The 20,058-nt window shown below is 65.4% G+C and carries 23 protein-coding genes; 13 read left to right on the forward strand and 10 right to left on the reverse strand.

Annotated features, from left to right (window positions below; translation table 11 throughout):
- The first annotated feature begins 48 nt into the window (after positions 1–48).
- Positions 49–981: a D-2-hydroxyacid dehydrogenase gene (locus tag CR917_RS08965; protein WP_104572181.1), complete on the forward strand. Its 933-nt coding sequence runs from the start codon at positions 49–51 to the stop codon at positions 979–981.
- A gap of 99 nt (positions 982–1,080) precedes the next feature.
- Here CR917_RS08965 and CR917_RS08970 read toward each other — a convergent pair whose 3' ends face one another.
- On the reverse strand, positions 1,081–1,674 hold the full coding sequence (locus tag CR917_RS08970) for a nitroreductase family protein (protein ID WP_043864204.1): 594 nt from the start codon (positions 1,672–1,674) through the stop codon (positions 1,081–1,083).
- A gap of 152 nt (positions 1,675–1,826) precedes the next feature.
- Here CR917_RS08970 and CR917_RS08975 point away from each other — a divergent pair, with 152 nt between their 5' ends.
- On the forward strand, positions 1,827–2,273 hold the full coding sequence (locus CR917_RS08975; RefSeq protein WP_043864203.1) for a YcgN family cysteine cluster protein: 447 nt from the start codon (positions 1,827–1,829) through the stop codon (positions 2,271–2,273).
- 23 nt (positions 2,274–2,296) lie between these two features.
- On the forward strand, positions 2,297–3,517 hold the full coding sequence (locus CR917_RS08980; RefSeq protein WP_043864202.1) for a hypothetical protein: 1,221 nt from the start codon (positions 2,297–2,299) through the stop codon (positions 3,515–3,517).
- Here the strand turns inward: CR917_RS08980 and CR917_RS08985 are convergent.
- The 3 genes from CR917_RS08985 to CR917_RS08995 form a co-directional block, all read right to left on the reverse strand.
- Entirely contained in the window at positions 3,514–3,879 is a 366-nt protein-coding gene (locus tag CR917_RS08985; protein ID WP_043864201.1) for a DUF2892 domain-containing protein, read from the reverse strand. The two genes, CR917_RS08980 and CR917_RS08985, sit on opposite strands and share 4 nt — an antisense overlap.
- A gap of 66 nt (positions 3,880–3,945) precedes the next feature.
- Entirely contained in the window at positions 3,946–4,416 is a 471-nt protein-coding gene (locus tag CR917_RS08990; RefSeq protein WP_043864200.1) for an RNA methyltransferase, read from the reverse strand.
- 65 nt (positions 4,417–4,481) lie between these two features.
- Positions 4,482–4,856 carry a YajD family HNH nuclease gene (locus CR917_RS08995; RefSeq protein WP_043864199.1) on the reverse strand — a complete coding sequence of 125 codons (375 nt, stop codon included), beginning with the start codon at positions 4,854–4,856 and terminating at the stop codon, positions 4,482–4,484.
- 126 nt (positions 4,857–4,982) lie between these two features.
- Here CR917_RS08995 and CR917_RS09000 point away from each other — a divergent pair, with 126 nt between their 5' ends.
- The gene (locus CR917_RS09000; protein WP_104572182.1) at positions 4,983–5,261 is read left to right on the forward strand and encodes a hypothetical protein; all 279 of its coding nucleotides are present in this window, start codon (positions 4,983–4,985) and stop codon (positions 5,259–5,261) included.
- Here CR917_RS09000 and CR917_RS09005 read toward each other — a convergent pair.
- Together CR917_RS09005 and CR917_RS09010 are read right to left on the reverse strand one after the other, a co-directional pair.
- Positions 5,258–5,731 (reverse strand): cyclic nucleotide-binding domain-containing protein, encoded by a 474-nt coding sequence (locus CR917_RS09005; RefSeq protein ID WP_088514493.1) that lies wholly within the window; start codon positions 5,729–5,731, stop codon positions 5,258–5,260. The two genes, CR917_RS09000 and CR917_RS09005, sit on opposite strands and share 4 nt — an antisense overlap.
- A 136-nt stretch (positions 5,732–5,867) precedes the next feature.
- Positions 5,868–7,919, reverse strand: a complete 2,052-nt coding sequence (locus tag CR917_RS09010) for a S9 family peptidase (RefSeq protein WP_104572183.1) — start codon at positions 7,917–7,919, stop codon at positions 5,868–5,870.
- Between the two features lie 84 nt (positions 7,920–8,003).
- On the opposite strand from CR917_RS09010, the gene CR917_RS09015 reads away from it, so the two are divergent.
- Genes CR917_RS09015 through CR917_RS09040 form a run of 6 tightly spaced genes read left to right on the forward strand, consistent with a single transcriptional unit; the run spans position 8,004 to position 12,235 of the window.
- Positions 8,004–8,495 (forward strand): hypothetical protein, encoded by a 492-nt coding sequence (locus tag CR917_RS09015; RefSeq protein ID WP_043864195.1) that lies wholly within the window; start codon positions 8,004–8,006, stop codon positions 8,493–8,495.
- A gap of 24 nt (positions 8,496–8,519) precedes the next feature.
- A complete protein-coding gene (locus tag CR917_RS09020) occupies positions 8,520–9,296 on the forward strand; it encodes a class II glutamine amidotransferase (protein ID WP_043864194.1) in 777 nt (258 codons plus the stop codon).
- 12 nt (positions 9,297–9,308) lie between these two features.
- Positions 9,309–9,830 carry a DUF2937 family protein gene (locus tag CR917_RS09025; protein ID WP_054914961.1) on the forward strand — a complete coding sequence of 174 codons (522 nt, stop codon included), beginning with the start codon at positions 9,309–9,311 and terminating at the stop codon, positions 9,828–9,830.
- A gap of 43 nt (positions 9,831–9,873) precedes the next feature.
- On the forward strand, positions 9,874–10,626 hold the full coding sequence (locus CR917_RS09030; RefSeq protein ID WP_104572184.1) for a 5-oxoprolinase subunit PxpA: 753 nt from the start codon (positions 9,874–9,876) through the stop codon (positions 10,624–10,626).
- On the forward strand, positions 10,623–11,318 hold the full coding sequence (pxpB, locus tag CR917_RS09035) for a 5-oxoprolinase subunit PxpB (RefSeq protein WP_104572185.1): 696 nt from the start codon (positions 10,623–10,625) through the stop codon (positions 11,316–11,318). Before CR917_RS09030 ends, pxpB begins: the two co-directional genes overlap by 4 nt.
- Complete coding sequence (locus CR917_RS09040; RefSeq protein ID WP_104572186.1) at positions 11,315–12,235, forward strand: biotin-dependent carboxyltransferase family protein; 921 nt, start codon at positions 11,315–11,317, stop codon at positions 12,233–12,235. The genes pxpB and CR917_RS09040 overlap by 4 nt, the downstream gene beginning before the upstream one ends.
- 40 nt (positions 12,236–12,275) lie before the next feature.
- Here the strand turns inward: CR917_RS09040 and CR917_RS09045 are convergent, their stop codons facing one another.
- From CR917_RS09045 to CR917_RS09055, 3 genes are all read right to left on the reverse strand, one after another.
- Entirely contained in the window at positions 12,276–13,454 is a 1,179-nt protein-coding gene (locus tag CR917_RS09045) for a VWA domain-containing protein (RefSeq protein WP_043864189.1), read from the reverse strand.
- Between the two features lie 18 nt (positions 13,455–13,472).
- Positions 13,473–14,318: a MoxR family ATPase gene (locus CR917_RS09050; RefSeq protein ID WP_043864188.1), complete on the reverse strand. Its 846-nt coding sequence runs from the start codon at positions 14,316–14,318 to the stop codon at positions 13,473–13,475.
- Positions 14,319–14,496: 178 nt separating this feature from the next.
- Positions 14,497–15,570, reverse strand: coding sequence for a DUF748 domain-containing protein (locus tag CR917_RS09055; RefSeq protein WP_054914958.1), 1,074 nt, complete (start codon positions 15,568–15,570; stop codon positions 14,497–14,499).
- Between the two features lie 130 nt (positions 15,571–15,700).
- Between CR917_RS09055 and cysK the strand changes: the two genes are divergently transcribed.
- From cysK to CR917_RS09070, 3 genes are all read left to right on the forward strand, one after another.
- Positions 15,701–16,675 (forward strand): cysteine synthase A, encoded by a 975-nt coding sequence (cysK, locus tag CR917_RS09060; RefSeq protein ID WP_043864186.1) that lies wholly within the window; start codon positions 15,701–15,703, stop codon positions 16,673–16,675.
- Between the two features lie 171 nt (positions 16,676–16,846).
- Complete coding sequence (locus CR917_RS09065; RefSeq protein ID WP_043864185.1) at positions 16,847–17,782, forward strand: aspartyl/asparaginyl beta-hydroxylase domain-containing protein; 936 nt, start codon at positions 16,847–16,849, stop codon at positions 17,780–17,782.
- 372 nt (positions 17,783–18,154) lie between these two features.
- Positions 18,155–19,054, forward strand: a complete 900-nt coding sequence (locus CR917_RS09070; RefSeq protein ID WP_078481634.1) for a DMT family transporter — start codon at positions 18,155–18,157, stop codon at positions 19,052–19,054.
- Here the strand turns inward: CR917_RS09070 and CR917_RS09075 are convergent.
- Positions 19,036–19,941 (reverse strand): DMT family transporter, encoded by a 906-nt coding sequence (locus CR917_RS09075; protein ID WP_054914956.1) that lies wholly within the window; start codon positions 19,939–19,941, stop codon positions 19,036–19,038. The two genes, CR917_RS09070 and CR917_RS09075, sit on opposite strands and share 19 nt — an antisense overlap.
- Positions 19,942–20,058 lie beyond the last annotated feature (117 nt).

Raw genomic sequence — 20,058 nt, forward strand, 5'->3', positions numbered from 1 at the left:
CGCAGTGAGCGGGCCAGCGCCGTGGTTTATGCCAAGGTTATCCAAAACATGCGCGTTCTGATCGTTGAACAGGATCATGCCCTTTACGCTCGCCTGCTGCGCGAGATGGCACCGGGCCTCGAGGTAGTGACCAGCGGCGACTCTGCCGAACTGTCGAAGCTGGCAGCAGAATGCCCGGTGTGGCTCGGCCAGCCCGATCTGCTGGCCACCCTGCTGCGTCAGGGCCACGGCCCTGCCTGGGTGCAGTCGACCTGGGCCGGCATCACCCCGCTGTTGGTCGACGGCTTGCCGCGTGGCTATCGCCTGACGCGGGCGGTGGGCATCTTTGGCCAGGTGATGGCCGAGTACGTGCTCACCTACATGCTCGGCCATGAGCGCGAGGTGCTCGCGCGCGTGCTCAGCCAGGTGGAACGCAAGTGGGACGGGCGCCTGGGGCGCAGCCTGGAAGGGCGGCGCGTGCTGATCGTGGGCACCGGTGACATCGGCCAGCAGGTTGCCGAGTTCCTGCTGCCCTTCGGTGTCACCTTGTATGGCGTGGCCAGCCAGGCCCGCGTACAGGCGCCGTTTGTCGAGGTGGCCAGCCTGGATGAGCTGGGGCGGTTGGTGGGCGAGGTGGATTATGTGGTCAACCTGCTGCCCGACACGCCTGCCACCCACGACCTGTACAACGCCGCGCTGTTCGCCAGGTTCAACCCCCAGGCGCTGTTCATCAATGCCGGGCGTGGGGTGTCGGTGGTCGATGCCGACCTGGTCGAGGCGCTGAAGCTGGGGCACCTGGCAGGCGCGGTGATCGATGTCTGCCGCCAGGAGCCGCTGCCGCAGCGTCATCCGTTCTGGACCGCCTGGGGCCTGCTGCTGACCGGGCACAGCTCGGCGCCGACCTCGCCGACGGCGATGGTGCGTTTGTTCGTGGAGAATCTGCGGGCATACGAGGCGGGGCAGGCGTTGCGTGGCGAGGTGGATTTCGAGCGGGGCTACTGACTGAAACCGCGTCGCAGCCTTCGTTGGCAAGGCCGGCGCCTACAGGGGATCCTTTAGGCGCCGGCCTTGCCGGCGAAAGGGGCGCCGCGAACTTCAGCCCTACAGGCTGAAATCACCCTCGGCCGCCAGCTCGCTCAACGGCTTGCGCGGGCTTGGCACTTCACGGGCCTGCAGGTACTCGGCCAGGCTGGCCTTGTCGCCCAGCTTGCCGATGGCGACCATCGCATGCAGTTCATAGCCATCCGGAATCTTCAGCTCCTTGCGCGCCAGCGCCTGGTCGAACCCGGCCATGCCGTGGGTATGCCAGCCACTGATGCTGGCCTGCAACGCCAGGTGGCCCCAGGCCGAGCCGGTGTCGAAGGTGTGCCACAGCGCCGGGGTTTCTTCGCTGGCGCCAGGGGCGGTAAAGGTGGTCTTGGAAATCACCAGCACCAGCGCCGAGGCGTGCTGGGCCCAGCTGCGGTTGAATTCGTTGAGCAGGCCCAGGAAGCGCTCCCAGTTCGGCGTGTCACGGCGCGCGAACAGAAAGCGCCACGGCTGCGAGTTGTAGGCCGAGGGGGCCCAGCGCGCCGCTTCGAAGAAGCTCAGCAGGGTGTCTTCGGCAATCGGTTCGGCGGTAAACGCCCGGGGCGACCAGCGCTGGATGAACTGCTCGGCAATGGCATAGTCGGCAACGCGAGGGTTGGCACTCATGGAGGGGTTCCTGACGGGGTGGGAAAACACACAGCCTGTCAAACTACTGCGTGGCGCCAGCCCTGACAAGCGGTCTGGCAAAGCCCGGCCACACGCCCTAGACTGGCGCCGCCACGCGCGCGCACTTGAATTGAAACAGGACAAAACGCACCATGCCTGCCACCCAACCCTTCTGGATCAGCAAACCCCTCGATCAGCTCGATCGCCAGGAGTGGGAGTCGCTGTGCGATGGGTGCGGCCTGTGCTGCCTGCAAAAGCTCGAGGACGAAGACGACAACAGCGTCTACTACACCAGCATTGCCTGCAAGCTGCTCGACCTCAAGACCTGCCAGTGCAGCGATTACCCCAACCGCTTTGCCTCGGTACCTGACTGCATCCAGCTCACCCCGGGCAAGGCCGACCAGTTCAAGTGGCTGCCGCCCACCTGTGGCTATCGGCTGGTCAGCGAGGGCAAGGACCTGCCCAGCTGGCATCACCTGGTCAGTGGCGATCGCGAGCAGGTGCACAAGCAACGCATTTCGTGGTCTGGCCGCATGCTCAGTGAAGACAGCGTGGCCGAAGACGATTGGGAAGACTATCTGATTTTCCGCGCCGGCTGAGGCTGCGGCGCAAGGGGATATGAATGGAGATACGTCGCTGTTTGCTGGGGGCTGCGCTGTTGCTGGCGAGCCATGGCGCCTGGGCGAAGAAGGTCGACCTGGATTACCACGTGCGCCTGCTGCCCCAGAGCGGGCAGGCCGAGGTGCGCCTGACCCTGGCCGACGGCGCAGCGGTGCGCAGCCTGGATTTCGACCTGGGCAAGGAAGCCGTCTACAGCGATTTCAAGGCCGATGGCGCCTGGCAGTTGCAGGCCGGAGCACGCCGTGGCCTGTGGCAGCCGGGGGCGGGAGTGTCCAGCCTGAGCTACCGGGTACAGCTTAACCATGCCCTGAAGAACGCCGGCTACGACAGCCGCATCACTGCGCAATGGGCCTTGTTCCGGGGCGATGACCTGGTGCCTGCCGCGCGCCTCGACCAGCAGGACGGCACCGAGCTGGTCGCGCGCCTGGTGTTCGAGTTGCCGGGCGACTGGAAGAGTGTCGAAACGCCCTGGCCGCGGATTGGCAAGCAGCGTTTCCGCATCGACAACCCTTCGCGGTTGTTCGACCGACCTACCGGCTGGATGCTCGCCGGCAACCTGGGCAGCCGGCGCACCCGTCTGGGCGAGACCGAGGTCACCGTCGCCGGGCCCCAGGGCCAGGGCCTGCGGCGCATGGACACCCTGACCCTGCTGACGTTCGTGTGGCCACAGCTGCAGAGCGTGTTCCCGCGCAATCCGCCCAAGCTGCTGCTGGTGGGCGCCCGCGACCAGTTGTGGCGCGGCACCCGGGCCGGCTACCACTCGATCTACCTCAACAGCAATCGCCCGTTGGTCAACGAGAACGGCAGCAGCCCGTTGTTGCGCGAACTGGTGCGGGTGTTCGCCCAGGTCAACGACCAGGAGCGCAGTGACTGGATTGGCGAGGGGCTGGCCGAATACTACGGCATCGAACTGCTGCGCCGTGCCGGCGGCATCACCGAGGACCGCTACCAGGCGGTGCAGGCCCGGCTGGCCAGGCAAGGTGAAAAGGTCACCACGCTGCGCGGCGAGCAGATCACCGATGCGGGGGTGGCCCGTGCGGTGTTGCTGCTGCAGGCGCTGGACCGCGAGATCCGCCTGCACACGCATAACCAGCGTTCGCTGGACGACGTGACCCAGGGCCTGATGCGCCTCAACAGCGTCAGCACCGCGGAGTTCATCCAGCTCAGTGAAAACGTGCTGGGGCGTGGCTCCGAGGTGCTGGACACCAAGCTGTTGCGTTAGGCCTTGGGGCTTTTGAGCGAGTCGTTGCCGGTGACCGTGGCGCTGTGGGTGGCCGCTTGCGCATTGGCCTTCAGCACGCTGAGCTCTTCACCGGTGCGTTCGATCTTGCTGCGGATCTGATCCAGGTCGCGGCGCCCGCGCTCGATCAGGCTCTTGGCCGAACTGTGTCCGGTGATGCCCCGGGCCAGCGCCACGCCGCCGATGGCGATCTGGATCAGGCCGAAGAAACCGCCGCGACGCAGTCCCTTGCCGACCATCACCACACCCGTGGCCAGGGAGCCAGCGCGCTCCCAGCCTTGCACGTTGTGTTCGGTCTTGCTCTGAAACGGTGTGGCCAGGGTCAGGGTCTTGTTCTGGGACATGGTCGTACTCCTGTGGGGGCATGGATAGTCAGCAGACCGCCAGGGCCGCCAGGACGTTCCCGCGGATTACTTGAATTTGGGCCCGGAGCGGGTGTTCAGGCCCTTGGCCATGCGGTCGTAGAGCACCACGTTGACGGTGGCAGCGAGGTTCATGCAGCCATTGGTCGGGATGTAGATGGTCTCTTCGCACCAGGCGCGTACGTCGGCATCCAGCGAGCCGTCTTCAGGGCCGAAGATGTAGATCGCGCGGTCGGGGTGGGTGTATTCGGGCAGCGGGCGGGCGCCCTCGACCAGTTCGACGGCAACCGGTGTGCAGCCCAGCGGGATGATCTTTTGCAGGTCGTCGATGCCGATCAGCGGGATGTCATAGTGCACCCGCTTGGTGTCGGTGACGAAGTCGCGGGCGCGCTCGTAGCGCTTGCCGGTGTAGAACACCGAGTTCACGCCATAGCAACCCGCCGCACGCATCACCGAACCGACGTTCTCCGCTGATTTGGGGTTGAACAGACCAATGCAGCTGTACCGTTTGTTCGCCACGTGCCGGGGCCCTTGAGAAAAAAGACGCGATTATACGGGCTTGCCGGCACGGGTGGGGCGCAGGGTCAGTCTTTCTTGAGCAGCCCGGCCAGCCCGGCGAACGGGTTATGGGTGGCCTTGGCGATGCTTGGGCTGGCGGTGGAGCCTTCGCTGAAGTACTGCTGGTCGGTGTAGCGCGAGTGCTCGTTGTCGTGGCAGTACAGGCACAGCAGTTCCCAGTTCGAACCGTCCTGGGGGTTGTTGTCGTGGTTGTGGTCACGGTGGTGCACGGTCAGTTCGCTCAGGCGCTTGCCGGCGAATTCGCGGGCGCAGCGGCCGCACACGTGGGGGTACATGCGCAGGGCCTTGTCGCGGTAGCCCATTTCCTTGTCGCGCTTGGCATCGGCGAGGATGCGGTCCAGCCGCGCGGTGGCGGCGGCGGAAGAGGTTGCCGAACTCATGGTTGTACCTTTCTCGGGCTTGTTACGGTTATGCCGTGAAGTTTAGCGCCATGACGGGCATTTCGGACAGGCAAACCGCAGCGCTTGCGCGTAGCCTGTAGGCAGCACTCTCCAGGAGCCCGCCCCATGCGCCATGCGAGCATTGCCCTGCTGTTGATTGCCTTGCTCGGCCAGGCCCAGGCTGCGGACCTGCAGCCACGCACCCTCGCACCGGTACCGGGTGCACCGGGTACGCCCACGCCCACCCCTTACCCGCAGGTGGCCCCGTCGACCATCCCCCGTGCCGGGCAAGGCTCGTCGGGTGCGCCGCTGTTGCCGCCGATTCCCTTGCCCAGCCCGCCGAAGGACCAGCCGCTGCCAGGGCTTGCGCCGGATGCCGGCAAGGACAAACCGCGCGAGGGCTAGACCTGCTGCGAGAGACGCTGGCCGTCGAGCATGCGCAGGCGACGCGACAGTGCCACGGCCAGGGCGCGGATGATCTTGGCGGCCACCTTGGGCGTTTCGTTGAGCATTTTTTCCAGTGAGTCCTTGCCCAGGTTGAGCAGTTGACAGTCACTGGCGGCCACGCAGCTGGCCGATCGGCGTTCGCCGTCCAGCACGGCCATCTCGCCAAAGGCGCGGCCCTTGCGCAGGGTGGCGATCTCCACCTGATGCTCGTCGGGGTCGGTCTTGCGTACCGATACCTGGCCTGAGTGGATGATGCACATGAAGGTGCCGGCATCGCCTTCGTGGAAGATTTCCTCGCCCTGGGCGATGGTGCTGATGCTGAAGTAGCCGGCAGCGGTCTGAAAGTCAGGCGGCAGCAGTTGGTCGAACAGGCCGCAGTCCATGAGCATGTCGCGAATTTCGTTGTTCAGGGAGGTCGGGTCAGGCATCGCGGTTGGTCTTTTTCTTGGAGGTTTGTGGTGTCTGGTTTTCGCCGTCAAGGCCGGCTCCTGCAATGGCCAGTGCATAGCTTGCAGGAGCCGGCCTTGCCGGCGAATTGCTGATTCAGACAACAGAAATCCTGAATTACACCAGGCCCAGCACTTTAAATACGAACGCGTACTCCAGTGCCACGTCCTTGAGCCCCTGGTAGCGCCCGCTCATGCCGCCATGTCCGGCGCCCAGCTCGGTCTTGAGCAGCAGCAGGTTGTCATCGTTCTTGTGCACGCGCAGCTTGGCCACCCACTTGGCCGCCTCCCAGTACTGCACGCGGCTGTCGTTGTAACCGGCCACCACCAGCAGGGCAGGGTAGGCCTGGGCCTTCACGTTCTCGTAGGGCGCATACGCCTTGATGCGCGCGTGCACCTCGGGCTCCTGCGGGTTGCCCCACTCGTCATACTCGGTGACGGTCAGCGGCAGATCGGGGTCGAGCATGGTGTTGAGCACGTCGACGAACGGCACCTCGGCAATCGCCGCCTTGAACAGCTCGGGACGCTGGTTGAGCACCGCGCCGATCAGCAGCCCGCCGGCACTGCCGCCACTGATCGCCAGGTGCTCGGCATCGGTCACGCCGGTGGCGATCAGGTGTTCGGCGCAGGCGATGAAGTCGCTGAAGGTGTTGGGCTTGTGCTCCTGCTTGCCGGCCCGGTACCAGGCCTCGCCCAGTTCGCCGCCGCCGCGCACGTGGGCAATGGCGAAGGCCACGCCGCGCTCCAGCAGGCTCAGGCGCGCATGGGAAAACCACGGGTCCAGGCTTTCGCCGTAGGCACCGTAGCCGTACAGGTACAGCGGCACCGGCTTGCCGAGGTCCTCACGGCGCTGAACCAGGCTGATCGGTACCTGCGTGCCGTCGCCGGCGGTGGCCCACAGGCGCTGGCTGACGTAGGCGTCGGGGTCGAACGGGCCGAGCACCGGGGTTTGCTTGAGCACCTGCTGCTGACCATCGGCAAGCGTCAGCTGGCGTACCTGCGCAGGGCGGTTCAGCGCCTCGTAGCGCAGACGGATGCGTGGGCTGTCGAACTCCAGGCTGTCCTGCACGTACAGGCTGTAGGCTGCATCCGGCAGCTCGACGCGGTAGGTGGGCAGGCCGTGGGGGCGCACCTCGATGATCGGCAGGCCGCCCTCGCGCAGGCTCAGGGTCAGGGCGCTGGCGTTCAGGGTCAGCCCCTCGAGCATCACGGTGTCGCGGTGCGGCACCAGTACCTGCCACTGCTCGTGGGTTGGCAGGGTGTCGGCCGGGCCGTGGAACAGGGCGAAATTGATGCCTTGCTGGTTGCTGCGGATGAACCAGTGCCAGTGGCCGTTCAACTGGCCATGGTCAGGGTAGTACTCATGGCCTTCGACCCGTGGTGCCAGGCAGGTGAACGCCTGTTCCGGGGTGTGCGCATCCAGTACCCAGGCCTCGCTGGTGGTCTTGCTGTTGAGCAGCAGGATCAGCTGGCGCTCGGAGCTGGCGCGGTAGCAGTGCAGGAAGAAGCGACCGTCGGCCTCCTCGAACACCTGCACCGCCCCTTGGGTGCCCAGGCGATGACGCATCAGCCGGTGCGGGCGGTGGGTGTCGTCCAGTTCGGCGAAGAACAGCGTCTGGCTGTCGTTAGCCCAGGTCATGCTGCCGTCGCAGTCTTCGAACGGCAGCTGCTCGACCGCGCCGCTGGCCAGGTCCTTGACGTACAGGGTGTAGACCTCGTCGCCGCTGGTATCCAGGCTGTAGGCCAGGCGCTGGTGGTCGGGGCTGATGTTGAAGGCGCCCAGGCTGAGGAAGCCGCCGGCGGCCAGCAGGTTGGGGTCCAGCAGCAGCTCTTCGCGGCTTTCATCGACCGTCGGCGAATCGTCGGCCGGACGTGGGCAGCGGTAATGACGCGGGTACTCGTCGCCGGCGGTGGTGCGGGTGTAGTAAAGGTAGGGGCCCCAGGGCGAGGCCAGCGACAGGTCGGTTTCGAGAATGCGGCCACGGATCTCTTCGAACAGCTGCTCGCGCAACCCGGCCTGGTCGGCCAGTTGCGCCTCCTGATAGGCGTTTTCCGCGTTCAAGTAGGCCAGCACCTCGGGGGTGTCCCGGGCCTGCAACCAGGCATAGGGATCGGTGCCGGCATCCTGGCGGGCGATCGGGGCTTGGGGGGCGTTGGCAGCTGCGGACATGCGGGGTTCTCTTTGCTGGGGCGCGCCTGCGCGCTGAAAAGTCGTTATCATAAGCATCTATTTGCCTAGCTTGCCACGGACGCCATGACCGAGAACGATTATCTGCTCGCCTGGGGACTCTATGCCCTGGCCGCCCTGGGTTGCCTGCTGGTGGGCTTTCGCCTGACCGCGTGGATGTGGCGCTGGTTGCGCGAGCCGCTGCGGGTGATCATGGCAGTGCTGCTGCTGACCCCGACCATCATCGACCCGGTGAAGGAGAAGTTTGCCCCGGCCATTGCCATCACTGCCCTGGACCTGGCCTTCAAGGTCGGCAACAACGTGCTGCGCGCCGCCTCCGACCTGGCCATGTACGGCATGATCGCGTTCATCCTGTATGGCGTGTTCGTGCTGCTGCGCTGGCCGCTGGAGCGCCGTGCCAAGGCCCGCCGCGCCGCTGCCGAAGCCGCCGCCAGGCGCGATGCCGACGAGCCGCTGGACGACCAGCCGTTCGCCGCCGACAGCCGTGACCGCTACCGCAGCGAACCCCCTGAAGCACCCGCCGGCGGCAGCCGCGAGCGCCTCGAACCGCGTTTGTAAGATCCGCCCTGGAGCGACCCCTGCATGTGTGAATTACTGGGCATGAGCGCCAATGTCCCTACCGATATCGTGTTCAGCTTCACCGGGCTGATGCAGCGTGGCGGACGTACCGGGCCGCACCGTGACGGCTGGGGCATCGGCTTCTATGAAGGCCGTGGCCTGCGCCTGTTCCAGGACCCGGCGGCCAGCTGCGAGTCGGAAGTCGCCAACCTGGTGCAGCGTTATCCGATCAAGAGCGAGGTGGTCATCGGCCACATTCGCCAGGCCAACGTGGGCAAGGTATGCCTGTCCAACACCCACCCGTTCGTGCGCGAACTGTGGGGGCGCAACTGGTGCTTCGCACACAACGGCCAGCTGGGCGACTTCCAGGGGCAACGCACCTTCTACCGCCCGGTGGGCGATACCGACAGCGAGGCCGCCTTCTGCGACCTGCTCAACCGCATCCGCGAGGCATTCCCCGAGCCGGTCGAGGTCGAGGAGCTGATCCCGGTGCTGGTGCAGGCCTGCGCCGAGTTCCGTGGCAAGGGCGTGTTCAATTGCCTGCTCAGCGATGGCGACTGGCTGTTCTGCTTCTGTTCGACCAAGCTGGTACACATCACCCGGCGTGCACCGTTCGGCCCGGCGCGGCTCAAGGACGTGGACATGATCGTCGACTTCCAGGCCGAGACCACGCCCAACGACGTGGTCACCGTCATTGCCACCGAGGCCTTGACCGAGGACGAGATCTGGCACCGCTACGAGCCTGGCCAGTGGGGCCTGTGGCGGCGCGGTGAATGCATTGCCCAGGGTCAGGCCAGCTAAGGATCAGCCTTCATGTTCAGAAGTTACCTGCGTTTGCTGTTGTTTACCTTCGGCCTGCTGGTCGGTGTGCAGATCCCCGGGCTGATCAACGATTACACCCAGCGGGTCGAGGCGCACCTGCTCGAATCGCGCGAGGGCCTCAAGGGCTTCAACCAGACCGCGCAGCGCTTTTTCAATGGCGACCTGCAGGCGCTGGTACGTCACTACCGTGCCAGCGACGACCCGGTGTTCAACAGCGATGCCGACAGCATCGACAGCCTGGTGGCGCGCAATCGCCTGCTCGAAGAAGAGTGGCAGACCCTGCAGCGCCCGTGGCTGGTGCGCACCTGGCACGTACTGGTGGCGGCCGACCCGGCCTTGCGCGAGGAAACCCTCAAGGGCTACAGCTACCAGATCCTGCTGGCGCCCGAGGCGATGGCCTGGGGCCTGGCCAGCGCCATGCTGCTGGCACTGGTGATCGAGAGCCTGCTGATGCTGATCGGCTGGGCGATCCTCGGCGGTCGGCGCAAGCCGGTGGAGCCGAGCTGGCGCTAGACGGCCTCCGGGCCGCCCCCCACCCGACACAGGAGCAACGCGCGTGAGCCGCCTGCTACTCAATTGCGACATGGGTGAAAGTTTCGGCAGCTGGAGCATGGGGCTGGATGCCGAAGTGATGCCCTTTATCGATTGCGCCAACATCGCCTGCGGTTTTCATGCTGGCGACCCGGGCATCATGCGCGCCACCGTGGCGCTGGCCGTGGCCGGGGGCGTGCTGGTGGGGGCGCACCCGGCGTACCAGGACCTGGCCGGTTTCGGGCGCCGCTCGATGGCCTGCAGCAATGAAGAGATTCGCGACCTGCTGCATTACCAGATCGGCGCGCTGGACGGTATCTGCCGCACCCAGAAGACCCAGGTGGCCTACGTCAAACCCCACGGCGCGCTGTACAACGACATGATGGCCGAGCCGGGTAAGCTGCGTGCGGTGATCGAGGCGGTGGCCGCCTACGACCGCAGCCTGCCGCTGATGCTGATGGCCACGGCCGACAATCGCGCGGCCCAGGCACTGGGTGACGAATATGGCGTCACGTTGTGGTTCGAGGCCTTTGCCGACCGTGCCTACGACCCCGCCGGACGCCTGCTGTCGCGGCGCCTGCCCGGTGCCGTGCACCACGACACGGCCCTGATCGTCGAGCAGGCCCTGCGCCTGGCACGGGGCGAGCCGCTGGTTGCCAGTGATGGCAGCGCACTGCGCCTGCAGGCCCATACGCTGTGTGTGCATGGCGACAATGCCAGCTCGGTGGCTGCGGTGCGGCAGATTCGTCAGGCTCTCGATGCGCAGGCGGCGCCATGAAGTGGCGCGTCGAGGTGGTTGCTGTCGATTGCCTGATGGTGCGCCTGTTCGATGCGATCGATGAGCCCAACATGCCCTGGATGCTCGCTGCCACCCAGCGTCTGCGCGCAGCCTTTGCGGCGCAGCTGATCGATCTGGTGCCGTCGTACACCACCGTGATGGTGCATTTCGACCTGTCGCCCACCCAGGCCCGCGAGCGTATCGCGCAGGCGCTCGAAGGTCTTCGCCCCGACGAGGGCGGGGCAGGGCAGCGCCACGACATTCCGGTGTGGTACGACCCCAGCGTCGGGCCCGAGCTGGCCTTGCTGGCGCAGCGCAGCGGCGATTCCGTGGCGGGGGTGATCCGCCGCCACAGCGCGCGCGAGTACCAGGTGTTCGCCCTGGGCTTCGCCCCGGGTTTCGCGTTCATGGGGCTGGTCGAGGAGGCGCTGGCCGCGCCGCGCCTGGCCACCCCGCGCAAGCGCGTGGCAGCCGGCAGTGTGGGCATCGCCGAGCGCCAGACGGCGGCCTACCCGGCGGTGTCGCCCGGGGGCTGGAACCTGATCGGGCGTACCCCCAGCCGCCTGTTCGATCGCCAGCGTGAGGGCTACAGCCTGCTGCAGCCGGGCGACCGGGTGCGCTTCGTGGCGGTGGACCGTGCCGAATTCCTTGCACTCGGCGGCGACGACACGCCCCTGCAGGTGTCGCCGTGAGCCGCTTGCTGATCGAGGCCAGCACGCCGCTGTGCCTGTTGCAGGATGCCGGGCGCTTTGGCGTGCGCCACCTGGGCGTGACCCAGGGCGGTGGTCTGGACTGGGTATCGATGCGCTGGGCCAACTGGCTGCTGGGCAATGCACCGCAGGCGGCGGTGGTGGAGATCACCCTGGGCGGGCTGACGCTGGTGGCCGAGCAGGCGTGCTGCCTGGCACTGGCCGGTGCTGATCTGGGCGCACGGCTCGACGACCAGCCGCTGGCGCCGTGGCGCAGTTTCGTGATGGCCAAGGGGCAGCGCCTGCAGTTCACCCAGCCGCTGCAGGGTGTGCGGGCCTACCTGGCGGCGCCAGGGGGATTCGCTGCGCCACATGTGCTGGGCAGTTGCGCTACGGTGGTGCGCGAGGAGCTGGGTGGGCTGACGGGACTGGGCAGGGCATTGGCCCGAGGCGAGTGCCTGAGCTACGCCGGCAACGCGCCGGGTGTGCGTGAGGTGCCCGAAGGGCTTCGACCCGTGCCTGGTACCTGCACCGTGCTGGACCTGGTGATGGGGGCGCAGATCGGCGAGTTTGCCGGGCAGAGCCTGTTCGATGCCTTCAACCGCGACTGGACCCTGGACACCCGCGCCGACCGCATGGGCATGCGCCTGCTGGGCCCGGCGTTGCAGTATCAGGGGCAGCCGATGATCTCGGAGGGGATACCGCTGGGCGCGGTGCAGGTACCGCCGGATGGGCAGCCGATCGTGTTGCTCAATGATCGGCAGACGATTGGCGGCTATCCGCGACTGGGGGCGCTGACCCCGCTGGCGCTGGCCGGCCTGGCGCAGTTGCTGCCGGGGCGTGTGGTGCGGTTGCGGGCCGTGGTGCAGGAGATGGCATGGCGAGAGCAGCAGGTTTATCTGCAGAGGTTTGCCGACTGACAGGGCCTCTTCGCCGGCAAGGCCGGCGAAGGGTTCACCGCTACTTGGACAGAAACCGCATCCCTTCCTCCAGCCCGCGCAAGGTCAGCGGGAACATCCGGTCCTCGACCAGCTCGCGCACGATGTTGGTCGAAGCCGTATAGCCCCAGGTGTCCTTGGGGTAGGGGTTTATCCAGATCAGCTTCTTGTACTTCTCCATGAAGCGGCGCATCCACACATACCCGGCTTCCTCGTTCCAGTGCTCCACGCTGCCACCGGGCTGGGTGATCTCGTAGGGCGCCATGGCCGCATCGCCCACGAACACCACCTTGTAGTCGGCGCCGTACTTGTGCAGCAGGTCCATGGTCGAGGTGCGCTCGGAGGTGCGGCGCAGGTTGTTCTTCCACACCGACTCGTACACGAAGTTGTGGAAGTAGTAGTACTCCAGGTGCTTGAACTCGGTCTTGCAGGCCGAAAACAGCTCTTCGCAGATCTTCACGTGGGCGTCCATCGAACCGCCGATGTCGAACAGCAGCAGCAACTTCACGCTGTTGCGCCGCTCCGGACGCATCTGGATGTTGAGCAGCCCGGCATCGCGCGCGGTGTGGTCGATGGTGCCGTCGATATCCAGCTCTTCGGCCGCGCCCTGGCGGGCGAACTTGCGCAGCCGGCGCAAGGCCAGCTTGATGTTGCGCGTACCCAGTTCCACCCCGTCGTCAAGGTTCTTGTACTCGCGCTGGTCCCATACCTTGACCGCCTTGCCCTGGCGCTTGCCGGCATCGCCCACGCGAATGCCCTCGGGGTTGAAGCCGCCCGAGCCGAACGGGCTGGTACCGCCGGTACCGATCCATTTGTTGCCGCCGGCATGGCGTTCCTTCTGTTCTTCCAGGCGTTTCTTGAACGCTTCGATCAGCTTGTCCAGACCGCCCAGGGACTGGATCTGCGCACGCTCTTCATCCGTCAGGGAACGCTCGAATTCCTTGCGCAGCCAGTCTTCGGGGATCAGCGCCTCCAGGTGGTGGTCGAGGTTTTCAAGGCCCTTGAAGTAGGCCGAGAAGGCCCGGTCGAACTTGTCGAAGTGGCGCTCGTCCTTGACCAGGATGGCGCGCGCCAAATAGTAGAACTCGTCCATGTCGGCGAAGATCACCCGCTGCTTCAAGGCATTGAGCAGGTCGAGCAACTCGCGTACCGACACCGGCACCTTGGCCGCGCGCATTTCATTGAACAGGTTCAGCAGCATGGCAATGACCCCGTTGGCTCAGCGGTTGCCGCGCCGGCTCATGAACGCCAGGCGCTCCAGCAACTGCACGTCCTGCTCGTTCTTGACCAGCGCACCGGCCAGCGGCGGGATGGCCTTGGTCGGGTCGCGCTCGCGCAATACCGCTTCGCCGATGTTGTCGGCCATCAGCAGCTTGAGCCAGTCGACCAGCTCGGAGGTGGAGGGTTTTTTCTTCAGGCCCGGCACCTTGCGCACGTCGAAGAACACGTCCAGCGCCTCGCTGACCAGGTCCTGCTTGATGTTGGGGTAGTGCACGTCGACGATCTGCTGCAGCGTGGCGCGATCGGGGAAGGCGATGTAGTGGAAGAAGCAGCGACGCAGGAAGGCGTCGGGCAGTTCCTTCTCGTTGTTGGAGGTAATGATGATGATCGGGCGCTGTTTGGCCTTGATGGTCTCGTCGATCTCGTAGACGTAGAACTCCATCTTGTCGAGTTCCTGCAGCAGGTCGTTGGGGAACTCGATGTCGGCCTTGTCGATTTCGTCGATCAGCAGGATGACCCGCTCCTCGGCTTCGAAGGCCTCCCACAACTTGCCCTTTTTCAGGTAGTTGCGCACGTCGTGCACCTTGTCCACGCCCAGCTGCGAGTCGCGCAGGCGGCTGACCGCATCGTACTCGTAGAGGCCCTGGTGGGCCTTGGTGGTGGACTTGATGTGCCAGGTGATCAGCTTGGCACCGAAGGCTTCGGCCAGTTGCTCGGCGAGCATGGTCTTGCCGGTGCCGGGTTCGCCCTTGACCAGCAGCGGGCGCTCCAGGGTGATCGCCGCGTTGACGGCCAGTTTCAGGTCATCTGTGGCGACGTATGCGCTGGTGCCTTCGAACTTCATGTACCGATCCTCAAAAAATGGTCATGCGGTGACTATCATGCGACGACTATAACGCGGGGCTTGCGTGGCTGTGAACGCGGACGGGGTATTCAGTCTGTGGATGATTGGTCATGGAACCGGGGTGGCAGGCCTGGCCTAGTCGCTGGCTTGCCAGCGAAAGGGCCAGTACCGCCATGGATCAGTCAGCTTTCGGCGGCCCCTGTTCATACCGCGCATTGAATGCCTGCACGAAGCCGTTGCGCAGAATCTGCAAAAACGCCTCGAACGCGCTGATATCGCTGTGATGCACGCTGCCGCTGAGCTCCACGCGCGTGGCGAACTGGTTCTTGCGCTGGTTCTTGAGCACCGTTTCGGTACCGCCCACCAGGGCTTCCCAGATCGAGCGCAGAAACCCCTTGTCCTTGTTCTCCACGTCCTGCTGCCAGTTGAACACTTCGACATCGCGCAACAACGGCTTGATGTAGCCCTTGAGCTGGCCCTTGTTCGCCTCGGCCTCGATCACCACGTCGCCGTGCCCGGCATTGAAGTCGAACTTGCCGTAAGCGCTGGCAAAGTCGTTCATCTGGCGCAGCTGGATGCCGGTGGCGCGCAGGCGGAACTGGAAGTCCTCGAAGTTGCTCAGCGGGTCGAAGGTGGCCGTGCTTTCCACCCGCGCGTCGCCCAGCAGCCGGGCCTTGCCCTCGAAGCGGGCGTCGCGCTTGCCTTCGACGTCCACCACGTTGGTCAGGTTGTAGACGCTGGCGTTGAGCTGGGTCGCTTCAAGGCTGACCGGCGGTTTGGAATTGAAGTTGCGAAAGGTCAGGGTGCCGTCGTCTATGCGCAGCTCGTTGAGGGTGATCGGCAGCAGCTTGCTCAGCTGCGCGCGCCAGTCGGTGCCCTTACCGGTCTGCGACGCCTGGGTGTTGCCGCCATCGACGAAGTTCAGTTTCGGGCGCAGGAAGGTCACTTCGGCCACCACGGCATGGTCGTACCACAGTGAATGCCAGCTCACCGACAGGTCGATCAGCGGCGCCTCCAGAAACGGCACCGGCACCTTGCCCGTGGTCTTGACGATGGTCAGGCCGTTGATCTTGTAGGCACCCCGCCACAGGGCCAGGTCGACATCAGTGACCTGGCCGCGGTAGTCGCCCATGTCGGCGAGCTTTTCGTTCAAGTAGTTGCGTACCAGGATCGGCAGCGTCAGGTGCAGGGCCAGCAGCAACAGTGCAATGCCCAGCAGCCCCCACAGGGGCCAGCGGTAGCGGCGTTTCATCGGCGTGGGTTCCGTGATTGAGGATGATCGGTTGACCGCCGCACGGGCGCATCGGTTCGGTCGGGGTGGACGCACCGCAGGGGCAGGCATACCCTTGAAGTTTTCGCACGGTGCCAAAAGGACCCAAGCCATGAGCCGTATCTTCGCTGACAATGCGCACTCCATCGGCAACACGCCGCTGGTGCAGATCAACCGCATCGCCCCGCGGGGCGTGACCATCCTGGCCAAGATCGAGGGGCGCAACCCCGGCTATTCGGTCAAGTGCCGGATCGGCGCGAACATGATCTGGGACGCCGAAAGCAGCGGCCGGCTCAAGCCGGGCATGACCATCGTCGAGCCGACCTCGGGCAACACCGGTATCGGCCTGGCCTTCGTGGCCGCTGCGCGCGGCTACAAGCTGATGCTGACCATGCCGGCCTCGATGAGCATCGAGCGGCGCAAGGTACTCAAGGCGCTGGGCGCCGAGCTGGTGCTGACCGAGCCTGCCAAGGGCATGAAGGGCGCGATCGAGAAGGCGGCCGAAATCGTAGCCAGCGACCCGGCCACCTACTTCATGCCGGCGCAGTTCGACAACCCGGCCAACCCGGCCATTCACGAGAAGACCACCGGTCCGGAAATCTGGAACGACACCGACGGCGGGGTCGACGTGCTGGTTGCCGGCGTGGGCACCGGCGGCACCATCACCGGTGTGTCGCGCTACATCAAGAACACCCAGGGCAAGCCGATTCTGTCGGTGGCGGTCGAGCCGCTGGTGTCTCCGGTGATCACCCAGGCCCTGGCCGGCCAGGAAATCAAGCCCAACCCGCACAAGATCCAGGGCATCGGCGCAGGTTTCGTACCCAACAACCTGGACCTGTCGATGGTCGACCAGGTCGAGCTGGCCAGCGACGAGGAGTCCAAGGCCATGGCCCTGCGACTGATGCAGGAGGAGGGCATCCTGTGCGGTATCTCCTGTGGCGCGGCGATGGCCGTGGCGGTACGCCTGGCCGAAAAGCCGGAAATGCAGGGCAAGACCATCGTGGTGATCCTGCCCGACTCGGGCGAGCGCTACCTGTCGAGCATGCTCTTCAGCGACCTGTTCACCGAGCAGGAAAACCAGCAGTAACCACCGCCAGGCTCCACCGAGGCTGATCCGCCTCAATGTTCGGCGCACTGCGTTGTTGCACAATTGCCAACACTGAATGTCCGGCCCCGGTTGTTTTTACCGGGGCCGGATCGGTTTATCATGTCCGATTATCCGGCAGCGATGGCCTGATCGAAATTCAAGGAGTGTTGCATGACCTTTTCCTTTGTCGCCAAGGCAGGTGTACTGCTGCTGTTCTTCGGCAGCACCCTGTACGTGCACCTGCGCGGCAAGGCGCGTTTGCCCGTGTTGCGCCAGTTCGTCAACCATTCGGCGCTGTTCGCCCCCTATAACGCCCTGATGTACCTGTTTTCCGGGGTGCCTTCCAAGCCCTACCTGGACCGTAGCCGCTTCCCCGAGCTGGACGTGCTCAAGGACAACTGGCAGGTAATCCGCGAGGAGGCCATGCACCTGTTCGACGAGGGCTACATCCGCGCCGCCGAAAAAGACAACGATGCCGGCTTCGGTTCGTTCTTCAAGAAGGGTTGGAAGCGCTTCTACCTGAAGTGGTACGACAAGGCGCTGCCATCGGCCGAGGCGCTGTGCCCCCGCACCGTCGAGCTGGTCAACAGCATCCCCAACGTCAAGGGCGCGATGTTCGCCCTGCTGCCGGGCGGCAGCCACCTGAACCCGCACCGCGACCCGTTCGGCGGTTCGCTGCGCTATCACCTGGGGCTGTCCACGCCGAACTCGGACGACTGCCGCATCTATGTCGACGGCCAGGTGTACGCCTGGCGCGATGGCGAAGACGTGATGTTCGATGAAACCTACGTGCACTGGGTGAAGAACGAAACCGAGACCACCCGGGTGATCCTGTTCTGCGATATCGAGCGACCGCTGACCAGCCCGCTGATGACCCGCATCAACCGCAAGGTCAGTGCCTTCCTGGGCCGGGCCACCGCGCCGCAGAACACCGACGACGAGCGCGTGGGCGGCATCAACCAGGCGTATGCCTGGAGCAAACGCTTCAGTACCGTGATCAGCAGCCGGGTCAAGACCTTCAAGCGCGCCAACCCCAAGGCCTACCGCGTGCTGCGCCCGGTGCTGGCGGTGCTGGTTGCTTACCTGCTGTACCGCTGGCTGTTCTGACCACACTTGGTGCAAGGTTGGCCCCTGCCGGGGCGGGCCTTGCACCGTGTCGCGAGTGTGGCTATATTCACCCACAGTTCACCTCACCGAAGACCTGCACATGCCAGCTTCCCGCCCCACCACCGTATTCGCTACCGCGCCCGACGCGGTCGTGGTCGTGCGTGGGTCCCAGCAGCCGGTCATGATCAGTCACTACCCACCACCTGTCAGTAGCCCCGTGGCGTGCGTTGTCGCACCACCCGGCGTGGTTGTAGTGCTGGGCTGAGCGGCCACTGGCTGCGCCCCCACCACACCTGAACCCTACTGAATACGGCCGGCTGCATCGCGCAGCTCGACCGTTCGGCTTACTTGCCCGAATACAGGTGGCATTTCATGTCAGTTATCTCGAAACAATCCGTGGCCTCGGCGGCCACCACCAGCCTGTTCGTCCTGCTCTGGAGCAGCGGCGCCATCGTCTCCAAGCTCGGCCTGGCGCAGGCCTCGCCCTTTGCCTTTCTGCTGATCCGCTTTGCGATTGCCTTTGTCGGCCTGCTGCTGCTCGGCCCGTTGCTGCGCCTGCACTGGCCACGCGGTCGCGGCCCGTTGCTGCAAGCCATCGCCACCGGCTGCGTGCTGCTCGGTGCCTACCAGATCTTCTACCTGCTGGCGCTGGACCTGAAGGTGACGCCCGGCATCATGGCCACCGTGATGGGCGTGCAGCCGATCCTCACGGTGGTGCTGATGGAGCGCAAGCGTTCGTTCAGCCGCCTGTTCGGCCTGAGCCTGGGGCTGATCGGGCTGGTGATGGTGGTGTACCAGGGCATCGGCCTGGGCGGCATCTCGCTGGCGGGCATGCTGTTCGCGCTGCTGGCGCTGGCCAGCATGACGTTCGGCTCGATCATGCAGAAGCGCATCACCAGCAACCCGGTGGGCACGCTGCCCTTGCAGTACCTGGCGGGGCTGCTGATGTGCGCGCTGTTTGCACCGTTCCAGCCGCTGGCGGTCAACCCCAGTACCAGCTTTGTGTTCTCGGTGCTGTGGATGGGGTTGGTGGTGTCGTTGCTGGCGACCTTGCTGCTGTACCGTCTGATCGCCAAGGGCAACCTGGTCAATGTCACCAGCCTGTTCTACCTGGTGCCGGCGGTGACGGCGGTGATGGACTACCTGATCTTCGGCAATCGCCTGGCGGCCTTGAGCCTGCTGGGCATGGGCTTGATCGTGGTGGGCCTGCTGTTCGTGTTCCGCAAGCCCGCGACCAAGCCTGACACGGTGGATCAGTCGCTGGCCAGCTGACGGGCCTGGCGGGCCGGCTTGAGCACCAGCCACAAGGCCACGGCAATCAGCAGCCCGCCATACAGGTGCGCCATCGACAGGGGCTCGTCCAGCAGCCACGCGCCCCACAGCACGCCGAAGGCCGGGATCATGAAGGTTACGGTGGTGGATTTTACCGGGCCGATTTCGCTGATCAGGCGAAAGTACAGGATGTAGGCGAAGGCGGTGCACAACAGGCCCAGCCCCAGCAGCGACAACCACACCTGCCAGCCGCCCCAGCTGGCAGGTGGCTGGGTGATCACGCTGAAGCCGAACAGCGGCAGCAACAGCAAGGTGGCGCCCATCATGCTGCCCAGCGCCGACAGGCGACTGTCCAGGCCGCCCTGCTGGTCGAGCCAGCGCCGCGCCAGATACCCCGAGAAGCCATAGCAGGTGGTGGCCGCCAGACACGAGAGGGCGCCCTGCATGAGCCTGGCGTCGAAGGCCACCGGCCCCGCACCACTGAGAATCCCGACCCCGAACAGGCCCAGGAAGATGCCGCCCAGCTTGGGCAGGGTCATGGCCTCGCGAAAGAACAGCGCGCCGATCAGCACGCCCATCAGCGGCGTGGTGGCGTTGAAGATCGCCGAGTAGCCGGCGGGCAGCACCTGTGCGGCCACCGAGTAGAGCGTTGCGGGTATTCCCGAGTTGATCATGCCCAGAAACAGGCAGGCCTTGAGTTTGCCCTGGAAGTCCCAGCGCACGCGCAGCAGGGCGAGAATCACCAGCAACCCGGCGCAGGCGATGGAGACGCGAAAGAAGGCGGTGGGCAGGGTGCCCAGCACCGGCGCAATGATGCGCATGAACAGAAAACTGGCCCCCCACACGGCAGCGAGAATCAACAGTCGGGTGATGGCGATGGGGCTCACGGGGGTTCTCCGGGTAACAGGGGCAGGGGCGGGAGTTTACGGTAAAAGCCCGGGTGGGCTCTCTCGCTTTCTTGCGGTGTCAATTCGGGCGCTTTCGCCAGCACCGCTGGCTCCTGC

The organism is Pseudomonas sp. BRM28 (genome assembly GCF_002939405.1).
Taxonomy (GTDB): domain Bacteria; phylum Pseudomonadota; class Gammaproteobacteria; order Pseudomonadales; family Pseudomonadaceae; genus Aquipseudomonas; species Aquipseudomonas palmensis.

What these genes read in the sequence shown, in the direction of transcription:
- CR917_RS08965 (WP_104572181.1), top strand. Translation starts at nt 49, where the DNA reads ATGCGCGTTCTGATCGTTGAACAGGATCATGCCCTTTACGCTCGCCTG.
- CR917_RS08970 (WP_043864204.1), bottom strand. Translation starts at nt 1,674, where the DNA reads ATGAGTGCCAACCCTCGCGTTGCCGACTATGCCATTGCCGAGCAGTTC.
- CR917_RS08975 (WP_043864203.1), top strand. Translation starts at nt 1,827, where the DNA reads ATGCCTGCCACCCAACCCTTCTGGATCAGCAAACCCCTCGATCAGCTC.
- CR917_RS08980 (WP_043864202.1), top strand. Translation starts at nt 2,297, where the DNA reads ATGGAGATACGTCGCTGTTTGCTGGGGGCTGCGCTGTTGCTGGCGAGC.
- CR917_RS08985 (WP_043864201.1), bottom strand. Translation starts at nt 3,879, where the DNA reads ATGTCCCAGAACAAGACCCTGACCCTGGCCACACCGTTTCAGAGCAAG.
- CR917_RS08995 (WP_043864199.1), bottom strand. Translation starts at nt 4,856, where the DNA reads ATGAGTTCGGCAACCTCTTCCGCCGCCGCCACCGCGCGGCTGGACCGC.
- CR917_RS09000 (WP_104572182.1), top strand. Translation starts at nt 4,983, where the DNA reads ATGCGCCATGCGAGCATTGCCCTGCTGTTGATTGCCTTGCTCGGCCAG.
- CR917_RS09005 (WP_088514493.1), bottom strand. Translation starts at nt 5,731, where the DNA reads ATGCCTGACCCGACCTCCCTGAACAACGAAATTCGCGACATGCTCATG.
- CR917_RS09010 (WP_104572183.1), bottom strand. Translation starts at nt 7,919, where the DNA reads ATGTCCGCAGCTGCCAACGCCCCCCAAGCCCCGATCGCCCGCCAGGAT.
- CR917_RS09015 (WP_043864195.1), top strand. Translation starts at nt 8,004, where the DNA reads ATGACCGAGAACGATTATCTGCTCGCCTGGGGACTCTATGCCCTGGCC.
- CR917_RS09020 (WP_043864194.1), top strand. Translation starts at nt 8,520, where the DNA reads ATGTGTGAATTACTGGGCATGAGCGCCAATGTCCCTACCGATATCGTG.
- CR917_RS09025 (WP_054914961.1), top strand. Translation starts at nt 9,309, where the DNA reads ATGTTCAGAAGTTACCTGCGTTTGCTGTTGTTTACCTTCGGCCTGCTG.
- pxpB (WP_104572185.1), top strand. Translation starts at nt 10,623, where the DNA reads ATGAAGTGGCGCGTCGAGGTGGTTGCTGTCGATTGCCTGATGGTGCGC.
- CR917_RS09045 (WP_043864189.1), bottom strand. Translation starts at nt 13,454, where the DNA reads ATGCTGCTGAACCTGTTCAATGAAATGCGCGCGGCCAAGGTGCCGGTG.
- CR917_RS09050 (WP_043864188.1), bottom strand. Translation starts at nt 14,318, where the DNA reads ATGAAGTTCGAAGGCACCAGCGCATACGTCGCCACAGATGACCTGAAA.
- CR917_RS09055 (WP_054914958.1), bottom strand. Translation starts at nt 15,570, where the DNA reads ATGAAACGCCGCTACCGCTGGCCCCTGTGGGGGCTGCTGGGCATTGCA.
- cysK (WP_043864186.1), top strand. Translation starts at nt 15,701, where the DNA reads ATGAGCCGTATCTTCGCTGACAATGCGCACTCCATCGGCAACACGCCG.
- CR917_RS09065 (WP_043864185.1), top strand. Translation starts at nt 16,847, where the DNA reads ATGACCTTTTCCTTTGTCGCCAAGGCAGGTGTACTGCTGCTGTTCTTC.
- CR917_RS09070 (WP_078481634.1), top strand. Translation starts at nt 18,155, where the DNA reads ATGTCAGTTATCTCGAAACAATCCGTGGCCTCGGCGGCCACCACCAGC.